Origin of the sequence: Synechococcus sp. MU1643, assembly GCF_020514095.1 — a bacterium.
Lineage (GTDB): Bacteria > Cyanobacteriota > Cyanobacteriia > PCC-6307 > Cyanobiaceae > Parasynechococcus.
On the sequence record NZ_VTKY01000001.1, the window covers coordinates 392,797 to 415,842 of the forward strand.

The 23,046-nt window shown below is 60.1% G+C and carries 26 protein-coding genes and 1 tRNA gene; 6 read left to right on the plus strand and 21 right to left on the minus strand.

Annotated features, from left to right (window positions below; genetic code table 11):
* Nucleotides 1-11 precede the first annotated feature (11 nt).
* Nucleotides 12-1,463, minus strand: a complete 1,452-nt coding sequence (gene pyk / locus FZX09_RS02480; protein ID WP_226399688.1) for a pyruvate kinase — start codon at nucleotides 1,461-1,463, stop codon at nucleotides 12-14.
* A gap of 56 nt (nucleotides 1,464-1,519) precedes the next feature.
* Here pyk and FZX09_RS02485 point away from each other — a divergent pair, with 56 nt between their 5' ends.
* Both FZX09_RS02485 and FZX09_RS02490 read left to right on the plus strand, forming a co-directional pair.
* Nucleotides 1,520-1,849 (plus strand): nucleoside triphosphate pyrophosphohydrolase family protein, encoded by a 330-nt coding sequence (locus FZX09_RS02485; RefSeq protein WP_226399690.1) that lies wholly within the window; start codon nucleotides 1,520-1,522, stop codon nucleotides 1,847-1,849.
* Nucleotides 1,850-1,856: 7 nt separating this feature from the next.
* Entirely contained in the window at nucleotides 1,857-2,330 is a 474-nt protein-coding gene (locus FZX09_RS02490; RefSeq protein WP_226400340.1) for a hypothetical protein, read from the plus strand.
* On the opposite strand, the gene FZX09_RS02495 is transcribed toward FZX09_RS02490, so the two are convergent.
* The 3 genes from FZX09_RS02495 to ilvA are packed head-to-tail and all read right to left on the minus strand — an operon-like array spanning nucleotide 2,331 to nucleotide 4,718.
* Nucleotides 2,331-2,627 (minus strand): YggT family protein, encoded by a 297-nt coding sequence (locus tag FZX09_RS02495; protein WP_226399692.1) that lies wholly within the window; start codon nucleotides 2,625-2,627, stop codon nucleotides 2,331-2,333.
* Between the two features lie 24 nt (nucleotides 2,628-2,651).
* Nucleotides 2,652-3,149, minus strand: a complete 498-nt coding sequence (gene scpB / locus FZX09_RS02500) for an SMC-Scp complex subunit ScpB (RefSeq protein WP_226399694.1) — start codon at nucleotides 3,147-3,149, stop codon at nucleotides 2,652-2,654.
* Nucleotides 3,150-3,188: 39 nt separating this feature from the next.
* Nucleotides 3,189-4,718, minus strand: a complete 1,530-nt coding sequence (ilvA, locus tag FZX09_RS02505; protein ID WP_226399696.1) for a threonine ammonia-lyase, biosynthetic — start codon at nucleotides 4,716-4,718, stop codon at nucleotides 3,189-3,191.
* A gap of 80 nt (nucleotides 4,719-4,798) precedes the next feature.
* On the opposite strand from ilvA, the gene dxs reads away from it, so the two are divergent.
* Both dxs and FZX09_RS02515 read left to right on the plus strand, forming a co-directional pair.
* Nucleotides 4,799-6,730: a 1-deoxy-D-xylulose-5-phosphate synthase gene (dxs, locus tag FZX09_RS02510; protein ID WP_226399698.1), complete on the plus strand. Its 1,932-nt coding sequence runs from the start codon at nucleotides 4,799-4,801 to the stop codon at nucleotides 6,728-6,730.
* A gap of 13 nt (nucleotides 6,731-6,743) precedes the next feature.
* The gene (locus tag FZX09_RS02515; protein WP_226399700.1) at nucleotides 6,744-7,931 is read left to right on the plus strand and encodes an NAD(P)/FAD-dependent oxidoreductase; all 1,188 of its coding nucleotides are present in this window, start codon (nucleotides 6,744-6,746) and stop codon (nucleotides 7,929-7,931) included.
* Between the two features lie 51 nt (nucleotides 7,932-7,982).
* On the opposite strand, the gene psaK is transcribed toward FZX09_RS02515, so the two are convergent.
* The 3 genes from psaK to FZX09_RS02530 form a co-directional block, all read right to left on the minus strand.
* Nucleotides 7,983-8,240, minus strand: coding sequence for a photosystem I reaction center subunit PsaK (gene psaK / locus FZX09_RS02520; RefSeq protein WP_226399702.1), 258 nt, complete (start codon nucleotides 8,238-8,240; stop codon nucleotides 7,983-7,985).
* A 68-nt stretch (nucleotides 8,241-8,308) separates the two neighbouring features.
* The gene (locus tag FZX09_RS02525; protein ID WP_186493258.1) at nucleotides 8,309-8,596 is read right to left on the minus strand and encodes a DUF3593 domain-containing protein; all 288 of its coding nucleotides are present in this window, start codon (nucleotides 8,594-8,596) and stop codon (nucleotides 8,309-8,311) included.
* On the minus strand, nucleotides 8,593-8,886 hold the full coding sequence (locus tag FZX09_RS02530; RefSeq protein ID WP_226399704.1) for a DUF2499 domain-containing protein: 294 nt from the start codon (nucleotides 8,884-8,886) through the stop codon (nucleotides 8,593-8,595). Before FZX09_RS02530 ends, FZX09_RS02525 begins: the two co-directional genes overlap by 4 nt.
* Before the next feature lie 54 nt (nucleotides 8,887-8,940).
* Here FZX09_RS02530 and csaB point away from each other — a divergent pair, with 54 nt between their 5' ends.
* The gene (gene csaB, locus FZX09_RS02535) at nucleotides 8,941-10,008 is read left to right on the plus strand and encodes a polysaccharide pyruvyl transferase CsaB (protein ID WP_226399706.1); all 1,068 of its coding nucleotides are present in this window, start codon (nucleotides 8,941-8,943) and stop codon (nucleotides 10,006-10,008) included.
* Here csaB and FZX09_RS02540 read toward each other — a convergent pair.
* From FZX09_RS02540 to FZX09_RS02595, 12 genes are all read right to left on the minus strand, one after another.
* On the minus strand, nucleotides 9,980-10,957 hold the full coding sequence (locus FZX09_RS02540; protein WP_226399708.1) for an ABC transporter ATP-binding protein: 978 nt from the start codon (nucleotides 10,955-10,957) through the stop codon (nucleotides 9,980-9,982). The genes csaB and FZX09_RS02540 overlap by 29 nt on opposite strands.
* Nucleotides 10,954-11,784, minus strand: coding sequence for a carbohydrate ABC transporter permease (locus tag FZX09_RS02545; protein WP_226399710.1), 831 nt, complete (start codon nucleotides 11,782-11,784; stop codon nucleotides 10,954-10,956). Before FZX09_RS02545 ends, FZX09_RS02540 begins: the two co-directional genes overlap by 4 nt.
* A gap of 11 nt (nucleotides 11,785-11,795) precedes the next feature.
* Nucleotides 11,796-12,662: a carbohydrate ABC transporter permease gene (locus FZX09_RS02550; RefSeq protein ID WP_226399712.1), complete on the minus strand. Its 867-nt coding sequence runs from the start codon at nucleotides 12,660-12,662 to the stop codon at nucleotides 11,796-11,798.
* Nucleotides 12,659-13,924: an ABC transporter substrate-binding protein gene (locus FZX09_RS02555; RefSeq protein WP_226399714.1), complete on the minus strand. Its 1,266-nt coding sequence runs from the start codon at nucleotides 13,922-13,924 to the stop codon at nucleotides 12,659-12,661. The genes FZX09_RS02550 and FZX09_RS02555 overlap by 4 nt, the downstream gene beginning before the upstream one ends.
* Nucleotides 13,921-15,411, minus strand: a complete 1,491-nt coding sequence (ggpS, locus tag FZX09_RS02560) for a glucosylglycerol-phosphate synthase (RefSeq protein ID WP_226399715.1) — start codon at nucleotides 15,409-15,411, stop codon at nucleotides 13,921-13,923. The genes FZX09_RS02555 and ggpS overlap by 4 nt, the downstream gene beginning before the upstream one ends.
* Nucleotides 15,412-15,463: 52 nt before the next feature.
* Nucleotides 15,464-16,024 (minus strand): peroxiredoxin, encoded by a 561-nt coding sequence (locus FZX09_RS02565; protein WP_226399716.1) that lies wholly within the window; start codon nucleotides 16,022-16,024, stop codon nucleotides 15,464-15,466.
* A gap of 12 nt (nucleotides 16,025-16,036) precedes the next feature.
* Nucleotides 16,037-16,273, minus strand: coding sequence for a 50S ribosomal protein L28 (gene rpmB, locus FZX09_RS02570; protein ID WP_006850205.1), 237 nt, complete (start codon nucleotides 16,271-16,273; stop codon nucleotides 16,037-16,039).
* 79 nt (nucleotides 16,274-16,352) lie between these two features.
* Complete coding sequence (gene htpG, locus FZX09_RS02575) at nucleotides 16,353-18,257, minus strand: molecular chaperone HtpG (protein ID WP_226399717.1); 1,905 nt, start codon at nucleotides 18,255-18,257, stop codon at nucleotides 16,353-16,355.
* A gap of 88 nt (nucleotides 18,258-18,345) precedes the next feature.
* On the minus strand, nucleotides 18,346-18,570 hold the full coding sequence (locus FZX09_RS02580) for a ferredoxin family protein (RefSeq protein ID WP_006851587.1): 225 nt from the start codon (nucleotides 18,568-18,570) through the stop codon (nucleotides 18,346-18,348).
* 25 nt (nucleotides 18,571-18,595) lie between these two features.
* Nucleotides 18,596-19,774 carry an ATP phosphoribosyltransferase regulatory subunit gene (locus FZX09_RS02585; RefSeq protein ID WP_226399718.1) on the minus strand — a complete coding sequence of 393 codons (1,179 nt, stop codon included), beginning with the start codon at nucleotides 19,772-19,774 and terminating at the stop codon, nucleotides 18,596-18,598.
* 22 nt (nucleotides 19,775-19,796) lie between these two features.
* Nucleotides 19,797-20,684: an inositol monophosphatase family protein gene (locus FZX09_RS02590; protein WP_226399719.1), complete on the minus strand. Its 888-nt coding sequence runs from the start codon at nucleotides 20,682-20,684 to the stop codon at nucleotides 19,797-19,799.
* Between the two features lie 2 nt (nucleotides 20,685-20,686).
* The gene (locus FZX09_RS02595; protein ID WP_226400341.1) at nucleotides 20,687-21,055 is read right to left on the minus strand and encodes a 2Fe-2S iron-sulfur cluster-binding protein; all 369 of its coding nucleotides are present in this window, start codon (nucleotides 21,053-21,055) and stop codon (nucleotides 20,687-20,689) included.
* A gap of 53 nt (nucleotides 21,056-21,108) precedes the next feature.
* Between FZX09_RS02595 and FZX09_RS02600 the strand changes: the two genes are divergently transcribed.
* Nucleotides 21,109-21,195 (plus strand) — tRNA-Ser (locus FZX09_RS02600).
* A gap of 91 nt (nucleotides 21,196-21,286) precedes the next feature.
* Here the strand turns inward: FZX09_RS02600 and pstB are convergent.
* Nucleotides 21,287-22,108: a phosphate ABC transporter ATP-binding protein PstB gene (gene pstB, locus FZX09_RS02605; protein ID WP_226399720.1), complete on the minus strand. Its 822-nt coding sequence runs from the start codon at nucleotides 22,106-22,108 to the stop codon at nucleotides 21,287-21,289.
* Nucleotides 22,109-22,128: 20 nt separating this feature from the next.
* Nucleotides 22,129-23,046, minus strand: coding sequence for a phosphate ABC transporter permease PstA (pstA, locus tag FZX09_RS02610; protein ID WP_226399721.1), 918 nt, complete (start codon nucleotides 23,044-23,046; stop codon nucleotides 22,129-22,131).

Sequence of the window (23,046 nt, forward strand, 5' to 3'; positions counted from 1 at the left end):
TCTGGCTTCGTTCAGATCAGTGTCGCCGCAGCTTCGTTGCCGACGATGCTCACCTTGACCAGATCTGTGGATCCGGAAACGCCGGTATGGGTGCCTGCGGACTGAACCACGAGATCACCCTCCTTGAGCAGATTGAGCTCCTTGGCCTTGACCATCGCTGCCTGGAAGGTCTGAGTGGTGCGTTCGCCCTGAGGAATCACCAGCGGTGTAACGCCCCACACCAGCTGAAGACGGCAGGCAACGGTGCGATCAGGAGTGATGGCAAGGATGGGTGCCGCAGGCCGGAACTTGCTGACGTTGCGAGCCGTGGCCCCACTTTTGGTGAGAGGAAGAATCGCGGAGGCATTGAGCTGGCTAGCGATGGTGCTGACCGCTCCGCTCAAGGCGTTGGGAATGGTGCTTGGCAGGTGGCTGTCGATCGAGCGTTGGGGGTAGTCCCTTTCGATCCGTTGAGCAATGGTGGCCATCGTTTGAACGGCTTCCACGGGGAAATCCCCCACCGCGGTCTCGTTGGAGAGCATCACGGCGTCGGTGCCATCAAGGATGGCGTTTGCCACGTCGCTGACTTCGGCTCGGGTCGGCCGGGGGCTAGAGGCCATGGAATCCAACATCTGGGTGGCCGTGATGATGGGGATGCCAAGGCTATTTGCCTTGCTGATCAGTTCCTTCTGCAGCAGCGGAACTTCCTCAGCTGGCATCTCCACCCCAAGGTCACCGCGAGCCACCATCACACCGTCGCAGAGCGGAAGGATCGAATCGATCTGATCGATGGCCTCAAATTTTTCGATCTTCGCCACCACAGGGGTCTCATGGCCCTGCTCACGGATCAGTCCGCGAATCTCTTCCATATCGGAGGGATTGCGCACGAAGCTGAGGGCCACCCAATCCACCCCCTGGCTGAGGCCAAAGGCCAAGTCGGTCTTGTCCTTGTCCGTTAAGGCACGAACGGAAAGCTGAACGTCCGGAAAGTTGACGCCTTTGTTGTTGGAAAGAACACCGCCCACGGTCACGGTGCAGTGCAAGGTCTGCTGCGCCTTGTCGACGGTATCGACCCTCATCTCAACGCGGCCGTCGTCGAGCAGGATTCGGCTCCCAGCAGTGACTTCGTCGGCCAGCTTGTCGTAGGTGACTGTTGCGATCGTCTTGTCGCAGCTCACTTGCCGTGAGGTGAGCGTGAAGGGATCGCCGTTGGCCAGGGTGATCGGCCCTTCCGCAAACCTCCCGAGTCGGATCTTCGGGCCCTGAAGGTCTTGGAGGATGCCGATGGTCTGACCCAATTCCTCAGACACCTGACGAATCGTGGTGATGCGTGCGGCGTGTTCGCTGTGGTCCCCGTGGGAAAAGTTAAGCCGGAACGTGGTGGCACCAGCATTGACCAGCTCCTTGATCCGCTCCGGACTCTCCGTGGCAGGGCCGATGGTGGCCACGATCTTGGTGCGTCGGTTCAGGTCGAACTGGCCCATATCGCGGCTGAAAATCCCTGCGGAAACTACCATCCGGGCGTTTCCCTACCGGCCCCATGGAGATGAATTCCTATCAGGACGCCGCCCGAAAGACGGCTGCCTACCCGGATGTGGGCCGTAATCTCATTTATCCGACCCTTGGTTTGACCGGTGAAGCCGGCGAGGTGGCCGACAAGGTGAAAAAGGTGATTCGGGATCGTAAGGGTGTATTTGATGCAGACACCCGCGAAGCAATCAAGTTGGAGCTGGGAGATGTGCTCTGGTACGTGGCTCAGCTGGCCAGCGAACTGGGTTATGAAATGGATGAGGTGGCTGAAGCCAACCTGCAGAAACTGTCGAGCCGGGCTGCCCGTGGGCGCATCGGCGGCAGCGGTGACCAACGTTGATCTCCTAATGCTCCAAAGACTCCTTGCCTTGTTGTGCAGCCTGCCTCTGCTGCTTGGACTGGCACTCCCTTGTGATGCCGCTGAACTTCAACTCAGTGAGGTTCGCCTGGATCCCTGCGGAGAGCTAGATGCTGGCAATCAACCGGAACTGAGCCGGCCGGTGGGTGCCAGCTGTTATGTGCTGACGGGAGACGTTGAGAACCGCGGCAAAAACAGCGTCATCGATACCGATGTGTACGCACGGATCCTGGATGCCAGTGGTGAACCCGTTCTTCCAAACAGAACCCGGGTGGGATCGATCGGGGATGTGAACCCCGGTCACTCCCCATTCGCTCTGCGAATCTCAGTGCCTGCCGGAACCCCCGGCCCGTTTGTGATTAAAAATCCTCGGGCACGTGGATTCAATTCCCCGGTCCGAACCCGCGTTGATGCCGACGAGGATGATTTGCTGCCGTTGGAACGCGGCATCAATCAGCAGTGATCACCAAGTGGAGCCAGACATGTAAAAGGCGCTGATCGACCGCCCCACCAGGCTCTGCAACAGATTTAGGGCCAGGAAGGCCAGGATGGCGGAGAGATCAATGCCCCCAAGCGGTGGGATCAAGCCTCTGAACGCGTTGAGGTAGGGGTCGGTGATCGCACTCACGCTGCTCAGCACCGGATTGCCCCAGTCCAGATTCGGGAACCAGCTCAGCAGAACTCGAACGATCAGCACCAATGAGTAGATCTGCAGGGTCTGGGACAGCACCTGCAGCAGGGTGACGGGTAGAGATTCCATGACGTGGGCTGATCTGCTTCGACTTTATGCAGCTTCCGTCAGATCGGTTGCCCCGAGATCAGGAAGTACGGAGAAGGTGCGATGGAATTTTTCGGTGAGGGTGAGCCAGTAGGACCGCCCCTCGCTCTGTCGACGCCGTTCGATGAATTCCTGCGTCAGCAGTTCCTTGATGTGGTCGTAGGCCCCCGAGCCCCGCAGATCCACAAGATCCGATTGAAGAATCCGCTTCTTCAGGGCAATGGTGGCAAGGGTTCGCAAGGTTGCCGTGGAGAGATTCACCGGCAGCAGGTCTTTGACCAGATCGCCCATGCCCGGCCTGAGTTGCAGCCCGTAGCGACCGCTCTGTTCAACGACCTCAAGGGCACTGTCCCGCTGGGCGTAAGAGGCCGTCAGGGCTACGAGGGCTTCTTCCACGGAGCGGCGGTCTGAGTCGGCCAGCTCGGCCAGTTCGCCGACGCTGACGGGCCGACCTTTGAGATAGAGAATCGCCTCGAGCCGCGTGGGCAGGGATGCAGACGTCATCACAACCCCTCTAGAGCGCTCAAGTTACCGCCCTGAAACTCAGAGGAACAGGCCATACGCAGGGTTCTTTGTTTCATCCCAGTGGCGATACCCCAGGGCATTGAGGAATTCGGTCCAGCCCTCCTTCTCCTGCTCCGGTACCAGCACCCCCACAACGATGCGCCCCACGTCCGCGCCGTGGTTTCTGTAATGGAAGATGCTGATGCTCCAGCCGGGGTGCAGAGCATCCACGAAGCTCATCAAGGCACCCGGTCGTTCCGGGAATTCGAAGCGATACAGCAGCTCCTTGCATTCACCTGCACAGGCTGTGCGCGCTGAGGACGGCAGACGACCCCCCACCATGTGGCGCAGGTGGACCTTGGCAAATTCGTTCCCGCTCAGATCGAGGCAGGGGAAGCCCCCATCTTCCAGTTGGTTCAGCAGTGAGGCACGGTCGCTTTCATCTTTTACCTGCACACCGATGAAGATCTGTGCCGTGGCGCCATCGGTCATGCGGTAGCTGAATTCCGTGAGGCTGCGCTCCCGCAGCAGTTCGCAAAGCCGCCTCAGGCTGCCGGGTGATTCGGGAATTTCCACTGCCAACATCGCTTCTCGCTCTTCACCGAGCTCAGCCCGTTCGGCGATGAAGCGCAGGCGGTCGAAATTCATGTTCGCCCCGCAGGCCACCGCCACGAGATTGCGCCCCGCCAGGTGCCGATCGGCCACGTCCTGCTTGAGCCCAGCCACCGCCAGAGCACCGGCTGGCTCCAGGATTGAACGGGTGTCCTCAAAGACGTCCTTGATCGCGGCACAGATGGCATCGGTGTTGACCCGAACCATCCGATCGACGAATTGCTGAGCCAGCTCAAAAGTGTGTTGGCCCACCTTTCTGACCGCGACGCCATCTGCAAACAGACCCACCTGTTCCAGTTCCACACGCTGGCCTTGCTCGAGGGAGCGACTCAGGGCATCGGCATCGACCGGCTCCACGCCGATCACCTCCGTTTCCGGCCAGAGCCGTTTGACGTAGGCAGCGATTCCTGCGATCAGGCCACCACCGCCCACAGCTACATAGATAGCGTTGGGTGGTTGCTCGGCCTGGCGCATGATCTCCATGCCGATCGTCCCCTGACCTGCGATCACCTCTGGATCGTCAAAGGGGTGGATGAAGGTGAGCCCCTCGGCCTTGCAGCGTCGCTGTGCTTCAGCGGAGCACTCGTCGTAGGTCTCGCCATGGAGGACCACGTCACCGCCCAGGGCCCGTACGGCGCGCACTTTCACCTCTGGGGTGGTGCTCGGCATCACGATCACGGCCCGACAGCCGAGTCGCTTGGCACTTAAGGCGACGCCCTGGGCATGGTTGCCGGCGCTGGAGGCAATCACACCGCGTTTCAGTTCGTCGGCACTGAGCTGCGCCATTCGGTTGTAGGCGCCGCGCAGCTTGAACGAGAACACCGGCTGGAGATCCTCACGCTTCAGCCAGACCGCGTTGTTCAGCCGGCGGCTCAGATTGGGGGCGTGATCCAAGGGGGTTTCCCGCGCCACGTCGTAAACGCGGGCGCGCAGGATCCGCTGCAGGTAGTCGGTCATCCCATCATTCTTCCAAGGATTCGATCCAGACATGATCCGGGTCGTTTCCCGTAGATTGAATGTATTGAAGTTGGCAGTGCATGCATCTCGGAGATCTGAAGCATCCGAATGAACTGCACGGACTCAGCCCGGCTCAGCTCGAGGATGTGGCTCGGCAGATTCGCGAGCGGCATCTGCAGGTGGTGTCCACCAGTGGCGGTCACCTGGGTCCTGGTCTTGGCGTTGTAGAGCTGACCCTGGCGCTGTACCAGACGCTCGACCTCGACCATGACCGTGTGGTCTGGGATGTGGGCCATCAGGCCTACCCCCACAAATTGATCACCGGCCGGTTCAACGACTTCGATTCCTTGCGCCAGCAGCATGGGGTCGCGGGTTACCTCAAGCGCTCGGAGAGCGACTTCGATCACTTCGGAGCTGGCCACGCCAGCACGTCCATCTCCGCGGCGCTGGGTATGGCCATGGCGCGAGACAACCGGGGTGAGTCGTTCAAATGCGTTGCCGTTATTGGTGATGGAGCCCTCACAGGCGGCATGGCTCTGGAGGCCATCAACCACGCCGGACACCTTCCCAGTACACCACTTCTGGTGGTGCTGAACGACAACGACATGTCGATCTCTCCGCCTGTGGGTGCGCTGTCGAATGTGTTGAACCGAGCGCGGCTTAGTCCACCGATGCAGTTCCTCTCAGGCAGTGTTGAGGAAAGCGTTCGGCACCTGCCCTTCATGGGTGGTGAGATCCCTGCGGAACTCAACCGCCTCAAGGGGAGCATGCGTCGCCTAGCAGTTCCCAAGGTGGGTGCTGTCTTCGAGGAACTGGGCTTCACCTACATGGGGCCAATCGATGGCCATGACATCGGTGAAATGGTGCGCACCTTCCAGGCGGCCCATCGTGAGGGCGGCCCTGTGTTGGTGCATGTGGTCACCAAAAAGGGCAAGGGCTACCCCTACGCCGAGGCCGATCAGGTTGGCTATCACGCCCAATCGGCCTTTGATCTCGGCACCGGTAAGGCGATTCCGTCGTCGAAACCGAAGCCACCCAGCTACAGCAAGGTGTTTGGGCAGACCCTTGTCAAGCTCTGTGAGCAGAACAGCCGCGTGATCGGCATCACCGCGGCTATGGCCACCGGTACCGGTCTCGATCTGCTGCAGAAGGCTGTCCCGGATCAGTACGTGGACGTCGGCATTGCTGAGCAACATGCCGTCACCCTGGCGGCTGGCATGGCCTGCGAGGGGTTGCGCCCCGTCGTCGCCATCTACAGCACCTTCCTGCAGCGCGCCTACGACCAGTTGATCCACGACGTGGGCATCCAGAAGCTGCCGGTCACCTTCGTGCTGGATCGTGCCGGAATCGTCGGCGCTGACGGCCCGACTCACCAGGGTCAATACGACATCAGCTACATGCGTGCCATTCCCAACTTCACAGTGATGGCGCCAAAAGATGAGGCTGAGCTTCAGCAGATGCTGGTGACCTGCCTGCATCACGACGGGCCCACGGCGCTGCGGATTCCCCGTGGCTCCGGTGAAGGCGTCCCGTTGATGGAGGAAGGTTGGGAATCACTGCCGATCGGCCGTGGTGAACTGCTGCGGGAAGGCAACGATCTGATGATCGTGGCCTACGGCTCGATGGTGGCTCCGGCGCTAGCCACAGCAACGCTGTTGGAGGAAGCCGGGCTCTCCACCACTGTGATCAACGCCCGCTTCCTGCGGCCCCTGGATCAGGCGTTGATTCATCCCCTGGCGCGACGCATCCCCCGCTTGGTCACCATGGAAGAGGGGGCGCTCCCCGGTGGCTTTGGTGCAGCGGTTCTTGAGTCGTTGATCGATCAGGACATCAACGTGTCGATGCTGCGCATCGGCATCCCCGATCAGATGGTCGATCACGCAACGCCGCAGCAGAGCAAGGAGACTCTCGGCCTGACTCCTGCGCAGATGGCTGAACGCATCCTTGAGCGCTTCAGCAAAACCTCTGGTGATCTGCCCTCCAGCGCTTCGATCAAGGCCCTCCAGGCCTAAGGCTGAGGAATCAGTGTCGGTTCTGATCGTTGGCGCGGGGCCGTCCGGTGCTCGTCTGGCGATTCAACTGGCGCGGGCGGGAGTTGAGGTCACCCTGGTGGATCGCTTGGCCGATCCCAATCGCAATGCCTACTCCAGTGGTGCTCTGCCATTGGACGCTGTTCGTCGGCTTGGTCTGCCGGATGAAGCCATTGCCGCCACCTGGCAGGGCTGGCAACTGCACGATCCCTCCGGTCTCGTTCATCAGTGGTGGTCTGCCAGCGATCTGGGGGTGGTGCTCGACTTCGGTCGGCTTCGGTCCTGGCTCTGGGAGCAGGCGCGCTGCCATGGGGTGGAGTTGATTTCGGACTGCCGGGCTTCGCTGAGCTCTTTGACGGCCGAAGGGGCCAGCGTCCGGTTGCAGATGCGCGATGGGCAGACGACATTGCGCTCAGCTCGTTGGCTGATTGATGCCACGGGTGCACGCCGAGATCTGCTGCAGCAGGCCGGCCTCAGGCCCAATCCGGAGGACCCGCTGCTGCAGGGCATTGGCGTTGAGTGGTTGCTCCAAGCCGACGACCGTCAGGCTGCGGCCTGGCGGGATCGGATCAGTTTCTTCCTGGGCACCGCCTGGATCCCCCATGGATATGCCTGGATCTTCCCCATGCAAGGGCAACGGTTGAAGGTGGGCGTCTGTCACCTTCCACCGGCGGATCGATCGACTCCCGGCAGCTTGGCTGGGCCCCTTAAGCGCTTGATTCATCGCTGCGGCTTGAGCTCCTGCCCGGTGCTGGATCGCCATGGCGGTCCTTTGTCCAGCAGCATTTCCCGCACCGAACCATTGGTGGCCGGGGCGCTGCTGGCGGTGGGGGATGCGGCCAGTTCCGCCAATCTGCTTGGGGGAGAAGGGATCCGCCATGCCATGGATGGCGCTGATCAACTGGCCGATCTGTTGATCGCTGAAGGGATTTGGGGAGATTCTTCGACGATGGCCCGTCGCTACCAACATCAGCTCAAGGCCCAGCGGAGTTGGCGCTGGTTGGTGTCGGGCCGCCTCGCGCGGCGCACTTGGTGGGGCCTCGACAATCCAAGGGCGGATCGGCGTCTCCGACGTCTGATCCATGGGCTTTCTGTTTCAACAGAAGCCCCAGCTCTCTCCGAGCTGTTGTTCGAGTACAACTTCGAGCGTTACGGCCTTCGTCTGCTGCCTTATCTGCTCTGAGACAACAGTTGTTTCAGGGAGAAGACCGGCTCCTCCCCAAAGTCATGTGCTTCAGAGCACTCCGCGGGCGGCAAGACCCTGGATGGCGCCGATGCCAATGATGTGGCCCAGGCTGGTGGTGCCGAGCAGGGCTGCGTGGCCCATTCCGCCGAAGAAGGAAGCGTTGGGGAGTCCAGCACCAACGTTCGGGTGCTTGATCGTGGCCTTGCCGACCATGATTGCAACCACATTGCAGAGGATCATCACCAGGGCGACCTTGGGAGACCAAGACACTGAGGCGGGAGCGATCGCGAAAAGGTGGGTCAGCATTCGAGCCAATGAGCGACATCTCATTTTCCGGTGATCGGGACGCCTTGCCTGACTCTCTTAAGAGTTGTTCACCCTTTTTTTGGCGTTGGTAACAACAGTCCGATCACTAAAACCGTGTTGCTGAGGGTGAGAAAGGCTTCTGCCCCACCATGCAACCAGTCGATCTCCACCAGTTCGGCTGAGCAGCAGCGCAGGGCGGCAATGGCGGCAACAATCGTGACGGCCACAAACAGCAGGGTGAGCTGGAAGCCCCGTTCCGCCATCAGCGGAAGCGCCTCACTTTTCCTGAGCCAGTACAGAAACAGCAGATAGGGGATCAGTGAGGCGGCGAACAGCGGTGCGGGATCAAAGCTCATGGAGCGCTGACTCTGTCCACAACCCGGCGTCGTTGGAGCTGCCAAGCCGCAAAGGCCAGGGTGCAGTTGCCGATCACGGTGAAAATGGCCTGAAGGGTCACCAGGCCCCGCAACGCTTCGCTGTTGTCAAACAGATGCCAGGTGCAGGCGGCCATTGCACTCACTAGGGCCGGAAGCATGGCCCAGGCCATTCCCGGCAGCCCGCGCCGGTGCATCAAGACGATCGCAACGCACCACTCGACCACGGAGGCGACGTGGATCCACCAGGTTCCGAGCGATAACGCGTGCATGCCCTGAATCCTAGGAATCGGTTGATAATGCACGGAGTGAACAGGCTGCTGTCCGTGGTCCGCCCCACTGCGCCTGTATTGCTGCTTTGCGGCTACTACGGAGAGCGCAACCTTGGCGACGATGCACTGCTTCAGGTGCTGGTGTCGTCACTTCCTCAGCCGCACCAGCTCCTGATTACCGCCCGCGATCCGGCACCCGTTCTGGCTTTGGCTCCGTCGGCGCAGACAGTGAATCGTCGTTCTTTATTGCTTTGCCTTCGTGCGGCTTTGCGGGCGGATGTGCTCGTGCTTGGTGGCGGGAGCCTGCTGCAGGACAGCACCAGCTTCAGCAGCCTTGTCTATTACCTCTTGCTGATGGCGGTTGCCCGCCTCGGTGGCGCCCAGGTGGTTCTATGGGGGCAGGGCCTTGGACCCTTGCAGCGTCGGATCAGTCGGCTGTTGGTTCGTACGGTTTTGCCCCTCTGCAAGGCAGCTAGTTGGAGGGATCAGCGCTCCTTTGATTGGGCTCAGTTCTGGGCCCCAAAGCTGCCGATGGTCCTGGCCGCCGATCCGGTCTGGCAGATGCCGGCGCGCTCTTGGCTCGGTGGCGACGCCATCGTGCTCAGCTGGCGTCCGACTCCTCTGCTGGATCACTTGGGCTGGCGTCGCTTGACGGAAGCTCTGGATCGGCTTAGTTCCGACTTGGAGGCGCCGGTGATCTGGCTGGCGTTCCATCACACCCAGGACGCACCGCTGCTGCAGCGTTTAAGTGATCAAGGCTTACTGCCGGCGCGATTGAAAGCGCGCAGCTCAACCCTGGTGCCCCAGTCCCTGGAGGCTGTGTCTGACTTGGTGCAGCGGGCGCGCCTGGTGCTGCCGATGCGCTTGCATGCTCTAGTCCTGGCCCGACTGGCCAACAGCCCCATGGCTGCCCTCAGCTATGACCCGAAGGTGGAGGCCGCAGCAGGCATGGCCAACGTGCCTTGCACGCCATTGCGGTCACTTCCCTCTGTGGATGATCTGCTGACCCTTTGGCGGGAAGAAGTGGATCGTCCAGCGGATCCTGATCAGACCGAAGCCCTGCGACGCCGGGCGTCAGCGCACAGCGAGCTTCTCAATCGGATGGCAGCCGAAGGCCGCTGATGGCATCAAAGTGGTGCTCGCAAGCGCTGGGCCAACTGACGCGTGGTTCAGCTTCAATTTCTGTTTCTCCGGGGCAGACCAGCCGCAGGTCGCCGCGATCGCAGCGCATCAGCAACATCTGGTTGGCTCCGAACCATTCACGGCTGAGGATCGTGCAGGGCGAGCCGGCGGGATCGAGCCGCAGGTCGTCTGGTCGGATGCCCGTGATCACCCCGTCCTTGGCTGGCAGTAGGTTCATCTGCGGGCGGCCGATGAACTGGGCGACATAGGTGCTGGCCGGTTGCAGGTACAGCTCACGGGGCGTTCCGATCTGTTCGATGTATCCCTCGCGCATCACAGCGATGCGATCTGCCAGCGCCATTGCCTCCTGCTGGTCATGGGTGACGTAGACCACAGGCTGTTCACCGCCAATCATCAGACGGCGCAATTGAGGTCGCAGGTCCTCGCGCAACTGGGCATCCAGATTGCTCATCGGCTCATCGAGCAGGTAGACGAGGGGATCTCGCAACAGGGCGCGGGCCAGTGCGACGCGCTGCCGCTGTCCGCCGGACAGTTGTGAGGGTCGTTGCCCGGCCTGCCCGCTGAGCTGCAACACCTCCAGGACGCTGCGGATCCGTTCATCGCGGGTGCCGGCGCTGCCGCCCCGCATGCGCAGTCCCAGTTCGAGGTTCTCCCACACATTCAGATGCGGGAACAGGGCATAGCTTTGAAACACCATCCCCACACGGCGACGTTCAGCGGGCACGTCGACCATCTCCGCACCATTGATGCGAATCGATCCTTGATCCGGGTGATCGAGTCCGGCAATTAGACGCAAGGCCGTGCTTTTCCCACAGCCGCTGGCCCCAAGCAAAGCGACGCACTCGCCGTTCGCCACATCGAGAAATAGCTGGTTGAGAACCTGACGCTCGCCGAAGCGCTTGTTGATGGCCCGAAGTTGCAGTGTCATCCCTTGATGGCTCCGTTGGTGAGTCCACTGACGATCTGGCGCTGGAACACCAACACCAGCACCAGAAGAGGAATGGCACCGAGCACAGTGGCTGCCGCGTAGGTGCCGTAGGGGACCGAATAGGTCGATGATCCCGCAATTCGGGCCATCGCCATCGGCAAGGTGAGTAGATCGCTGCGGCTCAGCCAGGTAAGGGCCACGGGATATTCGTTCCAGGCAAACAGAAAAACCAGGATTGCCGTGCTGGCGGAGGCCGGTGCAATCAAGGGGATCAGCACCCAACGCAGCCGCTGCCACAACGACAGACCCTCCAGCTTTGCCGCGTCATCTAGATCGTTGGGCAGGGCTTCAAACGCTGCCGTCAGCAGCAGCAGGGCCAGTGGCATCGACAGAGCGCTGTAGGGAATGGCGATGGCGATCAGGTTGTTGCCCAGCGCAAAGGTGCGGGCCAGTTCGAGCAGCGCCAGGAACAGAAGCACATAGGGAAACAGGGCGGCTCCCACCACTGCGGCTCGGAGGCTTCCCCTCCACCGATCCGGGAGTTTGGCCATGCCGTAGGCGGCTGGGATGGCGAGAATCAAGGTGAGCAGTGTGGTGATGGAGGCCACAAAGCTGCTGTTGAACAAGTAACGCCAGAACGGCGGATCAGTGGTGAGCAGATCCCGGTAGTTGTTGAGCGTCCAACGGCTCCAGAAGCTCAGTTGGTCATTGACCAAGGCATCTGCGGCAGTGAAGGAACTCACCAGCTGCCACAGCATCGGACCCAGAGACCAAACCAGCAGCAGTGCAACCCAGAAGGTGCGTCGTTTCTTTAATCCACGTGTCATCGATTCATCCCTCATCGGTCCAGGGGCCTGAGCAGACCGCAGCTCCTCAGCAGCAACGTGCCAACCAGGATCAGCGCGGTGAGCAGCAGAAATCCCGCAAGCATCACCGTGGCGCTGTAGCCGAAATCAAGAAAGCGCATGCCGTTGAGGTAGGCATAAAGGGCGATACTTTCGGTGCTGCCAGCGGGGCCACCACCGGTGAGCACCTGCACCAGATCGAACACCCCGAAGGCCTGGGCCAAGCGGAACAGAAGGCTCAACAGGATGTAGGGGAGCAACAGCGGCAAGGTGACCCTGCGAAGCGCCTGAGGGGGGGTTCCCCCTTCCAGGCGAAAGGCGCTGTAGAGGTCCTGGGGAATGCTCTGGAGCCCCGCCAGAAGAATCAGAGTTATGAAGGGCGTTGTTTTCCAGACATCGGCAAACACGGTTACGAGCCAGGTGATCGATGGGGTGGACAACAGATCCAGAGAGTTGAGGCCAAGGCTTCGTGCCAGCACCTCGATCGGGCCGTAGGGGGTGTTGAAGATCCAGCGCCAGCCCAGGGCCATCATTGTTGTGGGCAGGGCCCAGGGCAGCAGTGTCAGGGCACGAACGGCGCCTCTGCCGCGCCAGCGCTGATGGAGCAGCAGCGCAATGGCCAGGGCCAACAACAACTCCAAACCCACCGAGATCAGGGCGAATCGCGCGGTCTGTCCGGCATCCAGCCAAAAGCGCTGATCAGCCACCAGTCGCAACCAGTTGGCCCCGCCGTTGGCCACCGGTTCAAGGCCCGTGAGAACGGAATCAGCGTGGAAGCTCAGCCAGGCGTAGCGAAGCATCGGCCAGCCGAACACCACCGCAATCAACAGCAGCGCCGGAGCAGCCAGGAGCATGGTCATGGCATGGCTCCCGCAGCACGCAGCAGGGTCTGGCTCCGCTGCTGGCTGGTGGCCATGGCCTCATCGGCGGACCCGGCATCGGTGAATAAGCCATTGAGTTCCCGCTGCACCACATCGCTCAGCTGGGCGTAAAGCGGGGTTGGCGGACGAACCACCGCATGGTTCAAGGCCACCAGCAGATCCGGCAGCACGGGGGAGGCCTTCAGCATCTCAGGGTCGTTGAACAGATCCGCCTGGATGGGGGTGTAGCCGTTGTTGAGAAAGCGCGCCCTCTGTGCGGCTTCGCTGGTGAGGTAGCGAATCGCCTCCACCGCTGCCTCCTTGTGCTGCGATTGCCGCATCAGGCTCAGCCCCCAGCTGCCGAGGGTGGCTCCTGGACGTTCACCCGGTTGGGCCACCATCAGGCTGATGCCGACGTTGCCTTTCACCTTGCTGTCGTCCTTCTGCAGTTCAGCCCAGGCGTAGGGCCAGTTCCGCATTAGAGCGGCATCTCCGGCTTTGAAGGCCTGAAGCGACTCTGCTTCGGCGTAATTGGTCACGGCGTAAGGGCTGACGCCTTTGCGAATCAGATCGTTCAACCATCCCGCCGCGGCCGTCGCCTCAGGCGTATCGAGCTCCATGGTGTTGGTGGTGGTGTCCATCCAGTCACCGCCGAAGCCCTGCAGCACTTCAAGAAAGTCGCAGCTCAGACCTTCGTACTGACGCCCCTGCCAGACAAAACCGTTAGCAACGGCTTGGCTCTGCACCAGCTGTCCAGCAATGTTCACCAGCGCGTCGGGCGTTGTCGGTGGCTGATCCATCAGATCCGTGCGCCAGTAGAGCAGCCCCACATCGGCCACCAGCGGCCAGCGGTAGAGATGGCCGTCGTAGTTATTGCCGAGCCGTGCCCCTTGCACAAGCTGTTCTTGATCGCCCGGATCAAACCAGGGATCCAGCGGTTCCAGCCAACCGGCGGCTGCATATTTCGGCAGCCAGGTGACATCCATCAGCAGCGCGTCGAACGGCGCATCCCCAAGGAGAAGACTGCTGATTGCCAGATCTGAAATCGATTCGGTATTTAAAGGACCTCGAATCAACTTGAGATGAATCCGGCCGCGATGCTCGCTGTTGAAGGCCTTCACCAAATCAGCACTGGCATCGGTGAAGGACGAGGGCATGAGGATGCTCACCTCCTCCGCTCGAAAGGAGGCTGATCCAACCATCGCTCCCAAGGCCATCGCCAGAGCCAAGGCGCTGCCTACGAGCCAGAGGCGCAGGTTCATTGCGGGGTCGAGGACGAGAGACCAGAGATCTGTTCATTTGCCCAGTCGCTAACTGTGTAGCTCTCAACGGCATCGGTCATGCGGCTCATTCGATCGCGTTGTTCTTCTTCATCCATTTCCAGTGCCGATTCAATGGCCTCATCCATACGGCGATTCGAATAGGGGTTGGTGAGCAAAGCGCCATCGAGAACAACCGAGGCTCCGGTGAATTCCGAGAGCACAAGAACCCCGCCTCGGTTGCGTCGAGCAGCGGCATATTCCTTGGCCACAAGATTCAGGCCATCCCGCAGCGGAGTGATCCAGCAAACATCGGCATGGCAGAACCAGGCGATCATTTCGTCGTAGGGGATCCGGCGGGTGGAAAAGCGGATGGGGACCCAATCGATCTGGCTGAAGCGGCCATTGATGCGGCCGGCCATTTCTTCGATCGAGCGTTGGGTGTCTTCGTAGATCTTCATTCCACTGGCAGCGGCAACACAGGCCAGCATCAACACCACCTGCCCATGCAAATCTTTGCGTCGTTCCAAGAGACGTTCAAAGGCCAGCAGTAACTCTTCGTTCCCCTTGGTGTAATCAACCCGACTGGCGGAGAGGATCAGCTTTCGGCCTTTTTTGGTGTCTTGAACAATCAATTCTCCGTGGCTTTCAACCGACGGACTCCAGCACAACTCCTGAATCAGATCTGGTGAGGTGCCCACGGGAGAGCTGAGGAGCTGAATGGTGCGCCCGTTGTGCTCGAGGTGACTGGTCACCGTGCCTTCTGAAAGAGCAGTGCCGACCTCAATGAATTTCGTGTCCACCGGGACTTTGGGGCCACGTTTTGCGCCAACCAGGGTGATGGCGGCACGGGCAAAGTTTTCTGTGTAGCGGGGAATGTGGAAGCCGACGACATCACAACAGAGCAAGCTTTCCAGAATCTGCTCACGCCAGGGAAGGATGGCGAAAACATCATTTCCTGGAAAGGGAGTGTGATGGAAAAAGGCAATCTTTAGGTCGGGACGTTCCGCTCGGATGTATCCCGGAGCCAACCATAGATTGTAGTCGTGCACCCAAACTGTTGCGCCTTCAGCGGCTTCCGCACAGGCCGCCATGGCAAAACACTTATTAACCTCTTCAAAGATTTTCCAGTTCGCATTATTGACATTGAAGTAAGTTGGAAATGTATGAAGAATCGGCCAGAAGCATTCTTTGGAGGTGATGTGATAAAAACTAGAAATCTGTTCGTCTTCCAGGGGGATCCTGCACAGAGTGAACGGCGAAGGTTTGTTCATTTCAAACCGTTCTGTGCCCCCATTCGACTGATCGTCGACGCGTCTCCAGGCAATCCAGGTTCCCTTTTCGCAACTGCGAAAAAGATTGCGAAGTGTCGGAATAATTCCGTTAGGGCTTTTCTGATCGACCCATACTCTTTTCCCGTTCTTGTCTTTTGATTCGTCGAACGGCGTGCGGTGGTAGAGGATTACAAACGAACTCTGACCAGCACCCATTTATCTGAACATCGCTTCGTGCGTTCCACCTTTCAGCAAAAGGCCTTTTTTGTCAAACGGTGGGTTTGTTCTGAAAAGACTTCAACGAATCCAGCACCTCCCGGGCGTGACCGTTGGGTCTAACCGCTACCCAACGCTCACGCAAGATTCCTTCGGGATCGATCAGGAAGGTGTGGCGTAGTGAGTATGGCGCCATCCAGGACCCATAGGCCTTGCTCACGGTTCCGTCTGGATCGGACAGCAGAGGGAAGCTCAACCCCTCGCTTTCACAGAAGGATTCATGGTCGTCAACGCTGTCAGCGCTGATGCCGATGACCTCGGCCCCAGCCTGAAGGAAGTCGGCGTGGAGGCTTTCGAAGCCCCTGGCTTCGATCGTGCATCCCCCGGTGAAATCCCTTGGGTAGAAATAAACCGCCAGCCAACGGCCGCGAAGATCACGGCTGCCCCATTGCTTCCGATCGGGTTCGGACTGGCTGGATCCGGGCAGATCAAAATCGGGAACGGTCGTGCCCGTTTCCAAAACAACACCCCCGAGGGCCAAAGCCCGCGAGGGTGAGAGTGTCAAAGCTGCAAGGAATAGGCCGGACTTGACTAGTAATTCCCGCCGATTCACCCGTTCAAAATCTCAGATCTTGGCCAGGTTAATGCCCAGAGACTTGGCATAGGCGCCCAGGCCTTTCTTTTGGATGGTTTTCAGAGCGCGGGTGGTGACACGCAGCTTCACCCAGCGGTTGCCTTCCGCCCACCAGAGGCGACGCTGCTGCAGGTTGGCCTGCTGCAACTTCTTGGTGCGGATGTGGGAATGGCTCACGGCCATGCCGTTGTTGGCGCGAGTACCGGTGAGCTGACACACCCGTGACATGACGATGTCCTTCTACTGAGAGGTTGTTTGGAGCTGAGAGACCAGTTCCAAACAACCAATTTAGCAAAAGGTCTTCAGTTCATAGTCCTCTCTGCATCAGGGCACCCATCAATTCAGCGCTGCGGGTCTGGAATCCGGCCAGCTCATTGGGCTCAAGCCCCCCGACGCCCAGCCGCGCCATGTCATACAGATGGCACGCCACATCCTCGGCCAGGCTTGCGGTTGGAGACGTTTCCGCCGCTCCCACCAGCACGCCCCCGGCACGCAATTTCAGCATGCCCTCCACAAGGGGATGACGACGGTTCACCAGCAGAACGTGATGCTCTGGAAGGCCTGGCAGGCGTTGGTCCATCAAGGCGCCCATGTCGTTCAGCCGGCGCATTTGTTCCGGCAGAAGGATCATCGCCGGTGGTGCTCCTTCGGCTTTCAGCGCCTGCACCTGAACGGTCACCTTGTCATTGGCCAGGGCCGCTTTGATCAGATCCCGCAGTCGGTCGGACTCCGTCGTGCCGTCTTGATCGGTGAGTTCGGCATCGTTGTCCTTCAGGCTTTCGTCCAGTTCCGAATCGACACGCTGGAAGGTGAGTTCCTCATGGCGATGCTCCAGCCAGGGGATGAACTGGGTGTCGATCACCGTCTCCAGCTTCAGCACCTCCGCGCCCTGGGAGGTCCAGAGGTTGAGTGCTCCGGCCTGGGCAACGTCATCGGTGCTGTAAAGCACGCGCTTGTTCTGATCAGCGGCCAGTCGGCTGCGATATCCCTCCAGCGTGGTGAAGGCACGGCCATCGCATGCGATCGGGTCAGCGTCGTCCTCTTCGCCTGCTGCAGCGGTGGTGGCGAACAGGATCAATTCAGACACCTGCTCGGCGAACTTCTCGTCCTCCATGGCGCCGATCTTCACGAAGGGTGCCAAGGCATCCCAAGCCTCGGCGTAGCTCTTGGGATCCTCCTTTTTTAGGTTCCGCAGCCGGTCGGACACTTTCTTGGCGACGAAGTTGCCAATGGAGCGAACGCGTCGGTCGGTCTGGAGGGCACTGCGGCTCACGTTTAAGGGGATGTCGGGTGAATCGATCACCCCCCGGAGGGGTAACAGATAGCGCGGCACGACTTCCTTGATCGAATCGCTGACGAACACCTGGTTGCAGTACAGCTTGATTTCTCCCTTTTCCCAGTCGGCACGACCGGTCTGTTTGGGGAAGAAAAGAATGCCCTGAAGGTTGTAGGGATAGTCGGTGTTGAGGTGAACCCAAAGCAGGGGATCGCCCTGGAAGGGGTACAGGTAGTGGTACAGATCGATGTAGTCCTGATCACTCAGATCTCTGGCGCTTTTGCGCCAGGGGGCATCCATCTTGTTGATGGTTTCTCCCTCTAGCTCCACCGGTACTGCCATGAAGTCGCAGTAGGTGTTGATTAAGGTGCGGATCCGAGCCGGTTCGAGATATTCGAGCTCGTCCTCCATTAAATGAAGGATCACGTCCGTACCGGGCTGGTCTTTTTCGGCGGAAGTGAGGCTGAAGTTCGGGGAACCATCACAGCTCCAGCGCACGGCTTCAGCGTCGGGCCGGGCTGAACGGGTCAGCAGCTCCACCCGCTCGGCCACCATGAAGCTGGAATAGAAACCCAGGCCGAAGTGGCCAATGATGGCGTCGTTTTCCTGCTTGTACTTCTCCAGGAAATCTTCGGCACTGGAGAAGGCCACCTGATTGATGTAGCGCTTCACCTCATCGGCGGTCATGCCGATGCCGTTGTCGCTGATGGTGACCGTCTTGGCTTCCCGATCCACAGTGATCCGGATGGCTCCGTCGTCCCCTTCGCTGCAATCGCCAGCCATGGCGGCCATCCGGCGCTTGCTGATGGCGTCCACGCCATTGCTGACCAGTTCCCGCAGAAACACCTCATGGCCGGAGTAAACGGCCTTCTTAATGATCGGGAAAATATTTTCGGTATGGATCTGAATCTGACCCTGTTCCTCCAGCACCGCCATTCCTTTGCTGCGAAAAACCAGACACTAGAGACAGGTTTCACCCCGGCTCAACGGCTGTTTCAGGGGGGTCTCCGTACCTCCTTCTGGTTCAGGGCGTCTTCTGGAGGTCAGGACGCTCTTCGGCAACGATGGCTCCTTCAACGGGACACACCTGCAGGCAAATGCCGCAATCAATGCAGGTGTCGAAATTGATCCAGTAGAAGTCGGTTCCCTTTTTGTTCTTTCCTTTTCCTTGGTCAATGCAGGCCACTGGACAGGCATCAACGCAGTCAGCGATGCCCTCGCAAACGTCAGTGACGATGGAATGAGCCATGGAGGTCCTGCCGAACAGCGGGATCCTAAGGATCGACCCAATCCAGCTTCAGATCACCCTGGGCCTTCGCCTGCTCTTCAGCCTCCTGCTTGGACGCCAATGCTTCAAGGACCATCACTGCTGTGCGTCCCTGTTGATGCCAGCTGCGCTGACGCTCCATGGCGGATTCCAGATTCGAGGCCGCTGAAAACGCAACGAGAACATCGGACTGATCTTGTTTAGCAGCATCCAGGTCCGAAATCAGTTCGCGGATCGGGTCGATCGCCAGACTGAACCCAGTGCCAAAGGCCCGGTCATCCGTTGCGCCGCAACGGCGTACCAAGTCGTCGTAGCGGCCGCCGCGGGCAATCACCACCGGTGAACTGCGGCCATCACAGACCAACTGGAACACCAGTCCGGTGTACAGCTCGAAATGGGGTTGGAAGGTTGGGTCTAGTTGGATGGTCACGGCCTGCGCCTGAGCTTCCGAGGCGAGATGGGCACAGAGGCGACGCAGCTCGTCGAAAACCGGCTGTTCCCCACAGGTGCTGGCGAGCTGCGCCAGCACCAGGTCGGGGGTGCCGCGGCAGTCCATCAGGGAGAGCAGTCTGCTCTTCTGCCCGTCGGCCAGATCGAAGCTTTCAATGGCCAAACGGTCGAAATCGATCAGTGCCGTGCGGATCTGATCGCGCAACGCTCCGCTGAACGGACGGAGCACCAGATCCATCAGCGCGGTGTGGCCCAGCAGCAGCCTCGGCTTCTGACTGGCCTGCAGCCCCAGGGTCTCAACGGAGGCCATCAATAGGCTGAGCAATTCCATCTCCGCTTCACTGCCACTGACGCCGAACAGTTCAACGCCGCTCTGCAGGTTTTCTTCAATGCACTGGCCCCCCTCATCGGCGGAACGGGTGCGGAACACCGTGCCGGAGGCCCAGAGCCGCAGCGGTCTCTGGCGATCTGCAAATCGGGTGCAGGCGGCTCTGGCGATGGAAGCCGTCATCTCCGGTCGCAGCCCGAGGGGGTCATCCGCCACCAGACGAACAATGTCTGAACTGTCAATGGCACCGCCCGCCATCAGGGTGGCCAGGCGTTCCACCCGGGGTGGAGACACCTCGTCGTAGCCCCAGAGGCGGTAAACCGACGCCAGACGTTCCGTCAGCTGTCGGTTGGTCTCCACCTGACGTGGATTCAGATCCTTTGCGCCAGCTGCAGGTTGCAGCGCCATCTCACGTCCTCTCGGCCACGCCTCAGGATCCCATGGCCGTGACCTCGGGCGCACCGAAAGCATCTCCAGACAGTGGTTTCACCTGAGACAACCCATCGGTGATCGCCGCATGCAAGCTGGCACCAGCGGCAACGACCCGGCCTCTGGAGAGGTCGAAGGGTTGATGGCCATACCCGGTGACGGTTCCACCGGCCAGATCCACCAACGCAACTCCAGCTGCCAGATCCCAGGGAGAGAGGCCCCGTTCCCAGTAGCCGTCCTGGCGGCCAGCGGCCACAAAGGCCAGATCCACCGCTGCAGCACCGCCTCGGCGCACGCCGTGGGTGCGATGGGTGAACCAGCAGAACTCGGCGTAGTTGTTGTCGAGTCGGGTATGCCGGTCGTATGCGAAACCGGTCACAAGCAGGGAGTCCTCGAGCCGATCGCAGCTGCTCACCTGCAACGGGCTGTCGTTGCAGAACGCTCCGATCCCCGGCGCTCCCCAGTACATCTCCTTGAGAAAGGGCACAGCGATGGCACCGAGAATCGGTTGTTGGCCCAGGGTGAGCCCGATTGAAGTTGCAAAGAAGGGATAGCCGTGGGCGAAGTTCGTCGTTCCATCGAGGGGGTCAACACACCACCTCAGGCCGTCCTGCTGTCCGGCCGCCCCGCTTTCCTCTGCCAGCACAGCAATCTCAGGGGTCTGGTCTGCCAGCAGCTTCAAGACGATGCGCTCGGCTGCAACGTCAGCATTGGTGACAAGGTCGCCGATGCGGCCTTTGCTTTCGATGGACGACAGGCACCCGTAATGGCGCATCAGTTCTTGGCCGCCGGCATCGGCCGCTGAGCGGGCCACGGCGACAAGACGCTCCAGATCGCTTGGGGTGAGACCGCACTTGCGGGCGGCCCGGCTGCACATCGATTCCTGCATGTTCACTCCTCCTCGAGGGGAATTCGTTCGGTGACGCGCCCTTTGCCGAAGTGGCGACCGAACTGGAGCTCGTACACCTCGTCCTCATCCTGGGTTTCAGCCTCCAGGGGGCCGACGGCGCGGGCCACGCAGAGAAGGCCGTAGCCCTTGGCCCTCAGCTCCTGCGACAAACCCATGGCTTCGCGCTGGTCGAGGCTGCCGCTCTGCACGCGAACGGCGCACTCAGTGCAGCATCCGTTCCTGCAGGAGAAGGGAAGTGGGTCGCCCTGCTCTTCAAAGCTGCGAAGGATGTAGTCCCCTTCAGGGACGTCGTGGGTGATGGTGCGACCCTCCTGGCGCCAATGAATCGTGATCCTGTGGCTGGGACGCATGAAGGTCACCTGGCAGTGCCCTGCTACATTCTCACCTGCCCCATTTAGCCGGTGGAGAGCTGGCCGAGTGGTCGAAGGCGCAGCACTGGAAATGCTGTATAGGGGCAACTCTATCGAGGGTTCGAATCCCTCGCTCTCCGCTTCTCCGGTCCTAAGGGACCGGATTTTTTTTGCCGCTTTAGAGGCTTAAAACCCCACTAAGGCCCTGGTCGTGACTGGTTGACAGAACGATCAGCCGAAACGACCAGAGACGTAGTCCTGGGTGGCCTGCTGTTGGGGGGCGTTGAAGATCTTGTCTGTGTCGTTGAATTCCACGAGATAACCCACCTTTCCGGTTCCGCCTTCAACTGCCTCTGCGTTGTAGAAGGCAGTCATGTCGCTGACACGGACGGCCTGCTGCATGTTGTGGGTCACGATCACGATGGTGAAGCTCTTCTTGAGCTCATGCATCGTCTCCTCGATCTTCAGGGTGGAGATGGGGTCGAGGGCTGAACAGGGCTCATCCATGAGGATCACCTCCGGCTGGATCGCGATCGTGCGGGCGATGCAAAGGCGCTGTTGCTGTCCGCCGGACAGCGAACAGCCGCTCTCGTTGAGCTTGTCTTTGCATTCATCCCAAACCGCCGCCTGGCGCAGTGATCGTTCAACAAGCTCATCCATGTCTCCCGTGTAGCCGTTGATGCGAGCGCCGAAGGCGATGTTGTCGTAGATGCTCTTCGGGAATGGGTTGGGTTGTTGGAACACCATCCCAATGCGGCGGCGCACTTCCACGGGATCAATCCTGGGCCCGTAGAGGTCAACGCCCCCAAACAGAATGCTTCCCTTAAGTGAGCAGCCTTCGATCAGATCGTTCATCCGATTCAATGAACGAAGCACCGTTGACTTTCCACAGCCGGATGGGCCGATGAAGGCTGTCACCTTGCCTCGGGGAATCTCGCAATAGACGTTTTTGACGGCTTCAAAATTGCCGTAGCTGATCGTGACGTTTTGAAGGGAAAGAGCGACGTCTGCGTTGTGGGACTCGGTGGCTTGAGGCTGTTGAAGAAGCGTCATTGTTTTAAGTGGGAAGTGGTTTATTTGGCAGCAATTCGCGCCAGCCAGCGCGAGAGGAGGTTTAGAGCCAGAATCATCACCACGAGTACAAACGATGCGGCCCATGCCAACTCGTTGTGAAATTCGTAAGGCATGATCGCGAAGTTGTAGATCATTACGGAGAGGGTCGCGATGGGAGCGAAGATCCCTTCCGGTGTGAGCAGATCCGACCAAAACGGTGAGAACAGGGCCGTGAAAATCAAGGGAGCCGTTTCTCCTGCTGCTCTGGCGATGCCAAGAACCACCCCTGTTGCAATCGGAGTTAATGCGGCAGGGAGCGTGATTCGAACAATGGTGACGAATCGGGATGCCCCCACGCCCAAGGCTCCACGGCGCAGATCGTCGGGCACCAGCTTCAAGCCCTCATCCGTTGTTTTGATCACTGTGGGAAGCATCAGCACAGCTAGTGCCATGCCGCCAGCCACGGCGCTATAGGCGTTCCCGAAGAGAATTCGGCTGGTGACGATTGTTGAGTAGATGAACACACCGGCGATGATGGACGGCACCCCGGCCAGCACATTGGTGCCAAACCGGATGAACTGAGCGAACCATCCCGAGCGGGAGTATTCAGCCAGAAAAATGCCACCGCCGACGCCTACTGGAACGGCAATCAGTGCCGCAATAGCCGTCACCACCAGGGTCCCAACGATGGCATTGGCGATGCCCCCGTCTTCGAGGCCTGGCGGCGGAGGAAGTTGCGTAAGCAGGGCCAGGCTGATCTTGCTGCCCCCCTGCACCAGCACATAACCCAGCACCAGGATCAGGGGCAGGACAGCGATGACGGCAAACAGTGCCGCCAAGAACGAGAGTGCTCCGCTGCTGATGTTTCTGCGTTGAAAGTGCTTGTAGCTGAGGTCAGGTGCTGACCCGGCTTGGTCGTGGGTGAGCGTCTGTGTCAT